Annotated in this window: 10 protein-coding genes and 1 tRNA gene; 6 read left to right on the top strand and 5 right to left on the bottom strand. The window is 68.1% G+C overall.

What is annotated here, in order from left to right; all coding sequences use genetic code 11:
• On the bottom strand, positions 1 to 281 hold a 281-nt coding region (locus tag VEG08_08565), incomplete at its 3' end, for a hydrogenase formation protein HypD (protein HXZ28035.1).
• A gap of 153 nt (positions 282 to 434) precedes the next feature.
• Between VEG08_08565 and VEG08_08560 the strand changes: the two genes are divergently transcribed.
• Entirely contained in the window at positions 435 to 1142 is a 708-nt protein-coding gene (locus VEG08_08560; GenBank protein ID HXZ28034.1) for a hypothetical protein, read from the top strand.
• 81 nt (positions 1143 to 1223) lie between these two features.
• Positions 1224 to 1312 (top strand) — tRNA-Leu (locus tag VEG08_08555).
• Positions 1313 to 1327: 15 nt separating this feature from the next.
• On the opposite strand, the gene VEG08_08550 is transcribed toward VEG08_08555, so the two are convergent.
• Both VEG08_08550 and scpB read right to left on the bottom strand, forming a co-directional pair.
• Positions 1328 to 1525, bottom strand: coding sequence for a hypothetical protein (locus tag VEG08_08550; GenBank protein ID HXZ28033.1), 198 nt, complete (start codon positions 1523 to 1525; stop codon positions 1328 to 1330).
• Positions 1526 to 1581: 56 nt separating this feature from the next.
• The gene (gene scpB, locus VEG08_08545) at positions 1582 to 2355 is read right to left on the bottom strand and encodes a methylmalonyl-CoA decarboxylase (protein HXZ28032.1); all 774 of its coding nucleotides are present in this window, start codon (positions 2353 to 2355) and stop codon (positions 1582 to 1584) included.
• Positions 2356 to 2536: 181 nt separating this feature from the next.
• On the opposite strand from scpB, the gene VEG08_08540 reads away from it, so the two are divergent.
• Entirely contained in the window at positions 2537 to 2854 is a 318-nt protein-coding gene (locus VEG08_08540; GenBank protein HXZ28031.1) for a tetratricopeptide repeat protein, read from the top strand.
• A 22-nt stretch (positions 2855 to 2876) separates the two neighbouring features.
• A complete protein-coding gene (locus VEG08_08535) occupies positions 2877 to 3368 on the top strand; it encodes a DinB family protein (GenBank protein ID HXZ28030.1) in 492 nt (163 codons plus the stop codon).
• Here the strand turns inward: VEG08_08535 and VEG08_08530 are convergent.
• On the bottom strand, positions 3365 to 3865 hold the full coding sequence (locus VEG08_08530; GenBank protein ID HXZ28029.1) for an HAD family hydrolase: 501 nt from the start codon (positions 3863 to 3865) through the stop codon (positions 3365 to 3367). The genes VEG08_08535 and VEG08_08530 overlap by 4 nt on opposite strands.
• A 20-nt stretch (positions 3866 to 3885) precedes the next feature.
• Positions 3886 to 4728 (bottom strand): SDR family NAD(P)-dependent oxidoreductase, encoded by an 843-nt coding sequence (locus VEG08_08525; GenBank protein ID HXZ28028.1) that lies wholly within the window; start codon positions 4726 to 4728, stop codon positions 3886 to 3888.
• Positions 4729 to 4781: 53 nt separating this feature from the next.
• Between VEG08_08525 and VEG08_08520 the strand changes: the two genes are divergently transcribed.
• A complete protein-coding gene (locus VEG08_08520) occupies positions 4782 to 5390 on the top strand; it encodes an LON peptidase substrate-binding domain-containing protein (protein HXZ28027.1) in 609 nt (202 codons plus the stop codon).
• A gap of 74 nt (positions 5391 to 5464) precedes the next feature.
• Positions 5465 to 6243: sigma 54-interacting transcriptional regulator (locus VEG08_08515; protein ID HXZ28026.1), on the top strand; the 779-nt coding region annotated here is incomplete at its 3' end.

Raw genomic sequence — 6243 nt, 5'->3', positions numbered from 1 at the left:
CGCAGCATGTCGCCGTAGGAGACCAGGATGACCTCCGGACGGGAGGCCAGTTCCAGCGCCTTGTCGATGGTCTCCAGCGGGGTGACGCACACGGGGCAGCCGGGGCCGTGCACCAGCTCCACCTGGCGGGGCAGGAGCTCGTCGATGCCGTAGCGCATCAGGGTGTGGGTCTGGCCGCCGCAGATCTCCATCAGCACCCAGGGGCGGGTGACCCGGCGCTGGATCCCGGCCACCAGGGCGCGGGCGATGCGCGAGTCGCGGTACTCGTCGATGTACTTCATCGCAGCTCTGCCGCGGGGCTTGGCCCCCAGGCTGTACGGTACCCCGCCCTTGCACGTCGCCTCCGTGATAGATGTCACATCTGCCTGTGATGGCCGGGCCGAGACGCTCCGGGACTGCAGCCAGGAGCACGGCATCGGCTATCATGCAGACCCATGCCCAAGGCTCCGCCATCCCTCGCGCACCTCCTGAAGAAGCTCGAGTCCTTCTACGGCAAGCAGGAGCCCGTCTGGCCCACCGACCCTTATCTCTTCCTGGTGTGGTGGCACTGCGGGTATCCCCAGAGCGACGCCAACTGCGCCAAGGGCTGGGCCGCTCTGGAAGGGGAGATCGGCGTGGAGCCGCGGCAATTGCTGGCAGCCTCGCCCGCCAAGCTGGCGCAGGCGCTGCGCCCCGGTGGCATGGTGCCGGAGTTGCGCGCGATGCGGCTGAAGCAGGTCGCGGCGCGGGTGCAGGACGAGTACGGCGGCGACCTGCGCGCCGCCCTGGTGGGGCCCCTCGCGCAGGTGCGCAAGGCGCTGAAGAAGTTTCCCAATATCGCCGATCCGGGCGCCGACCGCATCCTCCTCTTTGCCGGGCTGGCGCCGGTGGCCGCGGTGCCCTCGAGCTGTCCGCACGTGCTGGTGCGCATCCGGCGCGGGCAGGAGCGCGAGAACTACGGCGTCACCTACCGCGAGGCGCAGCAGGCGATCGAGGCGGAGATCCCCGCCACCCTCGACGCCCGCACCCGCGCCTACCTCCTGCTCAAGCGTCACGGCCAGGAGATCTGCAAGCGCACCAAGCCCAAGTGCGAGCAGTGCCCAGTGAGCGACGCCTGCGCCTACTTCGCGGGCAAACGCCGCGGCCGCTCCCCCAGGTCGTGAGCCGCGTCGCCGCGCTCTGCGGCGCCTGCGGTCGCCTCCATCGACCGGACGAGGCAAGAAACGGTTAAGATGGGCATGCCTGCCCGGGTGGCGAAATTGGCAGACGCACGGGACTTAAAATCCCGAGTTCCGAAAGGAACGTGACGGTTCGACTCCGTCCCCGGGCACCAGGGTTCCCAGAGTGCTCAGCGCAGGGCGCGCTTGAGGCGCTTCTTGGCGCGCGCCGCTTCGCGGTCCAGCTCCCGCACCAGCTTCTTCAGCTTTGCCAGCTCCTGGGTGGTCTCCCGCGCCGACGCTGCCAGGTTGCGGGCCACGCGCTCAGCCCGGCCCAGGGCCCCGCCGATCTGCGCCGCCGCCTTCACCAGCCTTGTCTTCCTTGCCATTTCTCTCTCCTACGGACAGCTCATGCTAGCACTGCCGGGCGAGTTTCGACGACCCTCTACTTCCCGGCGAAGCTGGGCTTGCGCTTTTCGTAGAAGGCCTTGATGCCCTCGCTGTAATCCGCGCTCGAGTACACTTCGCGGCGCAGGTTCTGGATGCGCTCGAAGACTTCGGGGGTGATGGGGCCGGCCTCGGCCAGGGCGCGCAACTGCTCCTTGGCGGCGGAGACCGCCAGCGGCGCCTTGCCGGCGATGGTCTTGGCCAGGTCGTAGGTGAAGTCGCGCAACTCCACCGCCGGAATCAGGTGGTTGAGGATGCACCACTGCAGCGCGCCCTCCGCCGAGACCGGGGCGGCGGTGAAGAACATCTCCTTCACGAAGTTCAGCGGCACCCGCCGCATGAACTGCAGCAGCCCGGTGGTGTTGTAGGGCAGGCCCAGGTTGGAAGGGGTGATGGCGAAGGAACAGTTCTCGTCGCCCACCACGATGTCGCAGTTCATCACCATGTCGGTGGCGCCGCCCCAGACCGAGCCGTTCACCATGGCGATGACCGGCGCGGGAAAGCGGCGGATGGCGCGCAGCAGCCGCTCCAGGGGATCGGAGTAGGCCAGGGGCTCGTCGCCCCGCGGCAGTTCTCCGATGTCGTGGCCCGCGGACCACACTCCGCCCGCCAGGGTAGCCGAGAGCACCACCACGCGCGCCCCGGCTTTCTGAAAGTCGGCCAGCGCGCCCAGCATTTCATCGACCAGGGCGGCGCTCAGCGCGTTGCGCTTCTCCGGCCGGTTGAGGATGAGGCTGCCGATGCATTCGGTGAGTTCGTGGAGAACGAGCATAGGCCCTCCTCTGCGAGTCGTTGTGCCGCCGGGTTCTGGGAGATGGACTTGCAGGAAGTCTAGAGGCGGGCCGACCCGGAAGTCTGTGATGGGCAGCACCCCCGGATGTGCGCAGCCCCCCGGACCACGAGCCGCCGGGATTGACGCCGCCCCTCCCCGAAAGCGAAACTGTCCTCTGCCCATGAGCGAGCCCAGCCGCATCGAGATGCTCCAGCAGTTCCTGGCCGAGAATCCCGGCGACGCCTTTGCCCGCTACGGCCTGGCCATGGAGTACGCCAAGCTGGGGCAGATCGATACCGCCCTGGCCGAGTACAGGAAGCTGCTCGAACTCAATCCCGACTACACCGCCGGCTACCAGATGGCGGCGCAGATGCTGGCCGCCGCCGGCCGCAGCGGCGAGGCCCGCAAGATGTTCGCCGACGGCATCGCCTCCGCCCAGCGCACCGGCAACGTCCACGCCAGATCCGAGATGGAAGCCATGCTGGCAGAATTGGGCTGAACGCCCACAGAAAGGAACGACCATGCATCCCTATGCGGAATTCCTCGGTGACCAGAAACCCATGAAGGTCCTGCGCTCGACGCAACAGCGCATCGCCAAGCTGGCCCGCGGCCTGGGCAAGGACGGCCTGCAACTCACCTACGGTCCCGGTAAATGGACGGCGGCGCAGGTGCTCGCCCACCTGGCCGACTGCGAGATCGCCTTCGGCTTCCGCATCCGCCAGGCCCTCTCGGAAGAAAACCACAAGATCCAACCCTTCGACGAAAAGGCCTGGGCCGCCCACTACGAGAAGGTGAAGGGCTCACAAGCCGCCAAGACCTTCGCTGCCCTGCGCGGCTGGAATGTCGCCCTCTTCCGCCAGCTCAAGAAGAAGGACCTGCAGCGCACCGCGGTCCATCCCGAGCGCGGCCCTGAGAGCGTGGACACCCTCCTGCGCATCATGGCCGGCCACACCCTCAACCACCTGGCTCAACTGGAGATCATCGAGAAGGCGCACGCGGGGAAGGCCAACTAAGGCCGGGCCAGCCGCTCCAACAGCTCCGGCAGCGCCTCCAGGTCGGGCAGCACGAAGCTGGGCTGCACGTCTTTCAGCTCCAGGGTCTCTTCCGGGCCGCGGAATTCCGGCGCCGCGATCCACGCGGTGCGGATGCCGAAGCGGCTCGCTCCCAGCACGTCGGTGTTGAGCTGGTTGCAGACGAACAGGACTTCGTCCTTCGCCCGGCCCCAGCGCGCCAGCGCGAATCGGAAGAATTCCTCGGCGGGCTTGCGCGCCCCCGCGTCCACCGAGGTCGCGATCGAGGAAAAGAACTTGTCGATGCCAGCGCTGCGCAGCCAGCGGGACACCTCCGCCGCGCCCTCGCGGCGGGTGTTGGTCCAGACAGCAATGGGAAGAGAGATCGCGGGAAGGGCTTCCAGCACACCGGGCATAGGCCGCACCTGCGGCTCCAGCACCGAATCTTCGTACACCAGGGTATTGCCCAGGTCGAAGGCGACGGCCTGGATGCGCGGCATCCGCTTCGCCTCAGGCCCGCTCAGGAAGCCGCCTGGCGGTCGCGCTGCCGCAGCGCCTCGCGCTCCGCGAGCACCTCGTCGGCGGGGCGCAGCATGCGTCCCATGGCCCGCTCGATCATGCGGGGGAAGAGCTGGTACAGCTTGATGGCGATGCGGTCGCGCCAGGGCACCACCACTTCCCGCTTTCGCCCCAGGTACCCGCGCAGCACCGCGCCCGCCACCCGCTCCGCCGAGATCCCGCGCCGTGCCGCCCCCAGCCGCTTGGCCTCGCTGCCCTTCACCGCGTTGGCGCCGAAGTCGGTGGTGATGTAGCCCGGGCACACGGTCATGACGTGCACGCCGCTTCCCTTCAGCTCCACCCGCGCGCCCTTGCCGATGGCGTTCATGGCGAACTTGGTCGAGGAATACGCCGCCATGCCCGGCACCGCGATGTGCCCGGCCACGCTGGAGATGTTGATGATGGTGCCCGAGCCCTGCCGCTTCATCACGCCCGCCGCTGCCTGCATGCCGTGGATGGCGCCGAAGAAGTTGGTATCGAACATGCGCCGGCACTCGCCCAGGTCCATGGTGGCCACGGAATCGATCAGCCCGTGGCCGGCGTTGTTGACCCAGATGTCGATGCGCCCGAAGCGCTCCAGCGCCGCTGCGGCCAGCTTCTGCACGTGTTCGACCTTGCTGACGTCGCAGGCCACGGCCAGCGTGCGCTCGCTGTGGCCCACGCGCGCCCGCGCCGCCTCCGCCCGCCCCAGGTCGCGCGAACTGAGCACCACGCTAGCGCCCTGGTCCGCGAACAGCCGGGCGATGGCCTCCCCGATCCCCATGGAGGCCCCGGTGATCACCGCTACTTTTCCATCCAAAGACATAGGCGTTGTATTCTCCGCAAACCTCGGGCCCCTGCCAAGACTAAAATGCTTCCGTGAGCGACCTGCTGCCCCTGTTCCCGCTGGACCTCGTGCTCTTCCCGGGCGCGACCTTGCCGCTGCACATCTTCGAGCCCCGCTATAAAGAGATGATCGGCGAGTGCCTGGCGCTGCATTCTCCTTTCGGCGTGGTGCGCTCCCGCGAGCGGGGCGTGGCCGAGCTGGGCTGCAGCGTCGAGATCGTGCAACTGGTCACCACCTACGAGGACGGGCGGATGGACATCCTCACCGAGGGCCGGCGCCGCTTCCACGTGGCCGAGCTGGACGAAGAGCGCTCCTTCCTGCGCGCCCAGGTAGCCTGGTTCGACGACGAAGGCGGCGAGGCCGCCGGCGCCGAGCGCCAGAACTTGCTCGATCTGCACGCCCGCCTCCTCGCTCTCACCGGCGCCGAGGCCCAGCCCCCCGACCCCGCCCAGCCCCGGCTCAGCTTCGAGCTGGCCGCGGCGATGCCCCTCGACCTCGACTTCAAGCAGACGTTGCTGGGCCTGCGCTCCGAAGCCGAGCGTGTGGCCGCCATGATCGAGTACTACCAGGGCATCCTGCCGCGGCTGGAGCGCGCCGTGCGCGCCCGCAAGAAGGCCGGCGGCAACGGCCACTCGCGCTGACTCCCCCGAAGATGTCACACGCCCCTGTGAGGCGCAGGGTATAATCGCGGGAAGAGTTCTTTCCAAGGGGCCACATGGACCTTCCTCGCACGCTCGGCGAACTTCGCCAAAGCGCTTTCACCGAAGAGCGGCTGCGCAGCCGCCGCGTCAAAGACGAGCTGCGCGACAACCTCACCGCCCGCCTGCGCTCCGGCCAGGCCATCTTCCCCGGCATCGTGGGCTACGACGACACGGTGGTGCCGCAGATCGTCAACGCCATCCTCTCGCGCCACAACTTCATCCTGCTGGGCCTGCGCGGCCAGGCCAAGAGCCGCATCCTGCGCGCCTTGACTTCTCTGCTCGACCCGCAGTTGCCTTACCTCGCCGGCTGCGAGATCCACGACAACCCCTATGCGCCCATCTGCCGGCGCTGCCGCGAACTGCTCGCCAAGGACGGCGAGCAGGCCGCCATCGCCTGGCTCGCCCCCGAAGAGCGCTACGTGGAGAAGCTGGCCACCCCCGACGTCACCATCGCCGACCTCATCGGCGACATCGACCCTATCAAAGCGGCGCGCCACGGCCACGAGCTCTCCAGCGAGTACACCGTGCACTACGGCCTGCTGCCCCGCGCCAACCGCGGCATCTTCGCCATCAACGAGCTTCCCGACCTCGCCGGCAAGATCCAAGTCGGATTGCTGAACATCATGCAAGAGGGCGACGTGCAGATCAAAGGCTATCCCATCCGCCTGCCGCTCGACGTGGCCCTGGTCTTCAGCGCCAATCCCGAGGATTTTACGGCTAGGGGGAAGATCATCACGCCGCTGAAGGACCGCATCGGCTCGGAGGTGCGCACGCACTATCCGGCGACCATCGA

This window comes from Terriglobales bacterium (genome assembly GCA_035624475.1).
In the GTDB taxonomy this organism is placed as follows: Bacteria; Acidobacteriota; Terriglobia; order Terriglobales; family Acidobacteriaceae; genus DASPRL01.
Note: the sequence above shows the minus strand (reverse complement) of the source record. Positions and strands in the feature narration are given on the sequence as shown.

Excerpts from the sequence above, each read along its gene's own strand:
- VEG08_08560 (HXZ28034.1), top strand. The coding sequence starts at position 435 with ATGCCCAAGGCTCCGCCATCCCTCGCGCACCTCCTGAAGAAGCTCGAG.
- VEG08_08550 (HXZ28033.1), bottom strand. The coding sequence starts at position 1,525 with ATGGCAAGGAAGACAAGGCTGGTGAAGGCGGCGGCGCAGATCGGCGGG.
- scpB (HXZ28032.1), bottom strand. The coding sequence starts at position 2,355 with ATGCTCGTTCTCCACGAACTCACCGAATGCATCGGCAGCCTCATCCTC.
- VEG08_08540 (HXZ28031.1), top strand. The coding sequence starts at position 2,537 with ATGAGCGAGCCCAGCCGCATCGAGATGCTCCAGCAGTTCCTGGCCGAG.
- VEG08_08535 (HXZ28030.1), top strand. The coding sequence starts at position 2,877 with ATGCATCCCTATGCGGAATTCCTCGGTGACCAGAAACCCATGAAGGTC.
- VEG08_08530 (HXZ28029.1), bottom strand. The coding sequence starts at position 3,865 with ATGCCGCGCATCCAGGCCGTCGCCTTCGACCTGGGCAATACCCTGGTG.
- VEG08_08525 (HXZ28028.1), bottom strand. The coding sequence starts at position 4,728 with ATGTCTTTGGATGGAAAAGTAGCGGTGATCACCGGGGCCTCCATGGGG.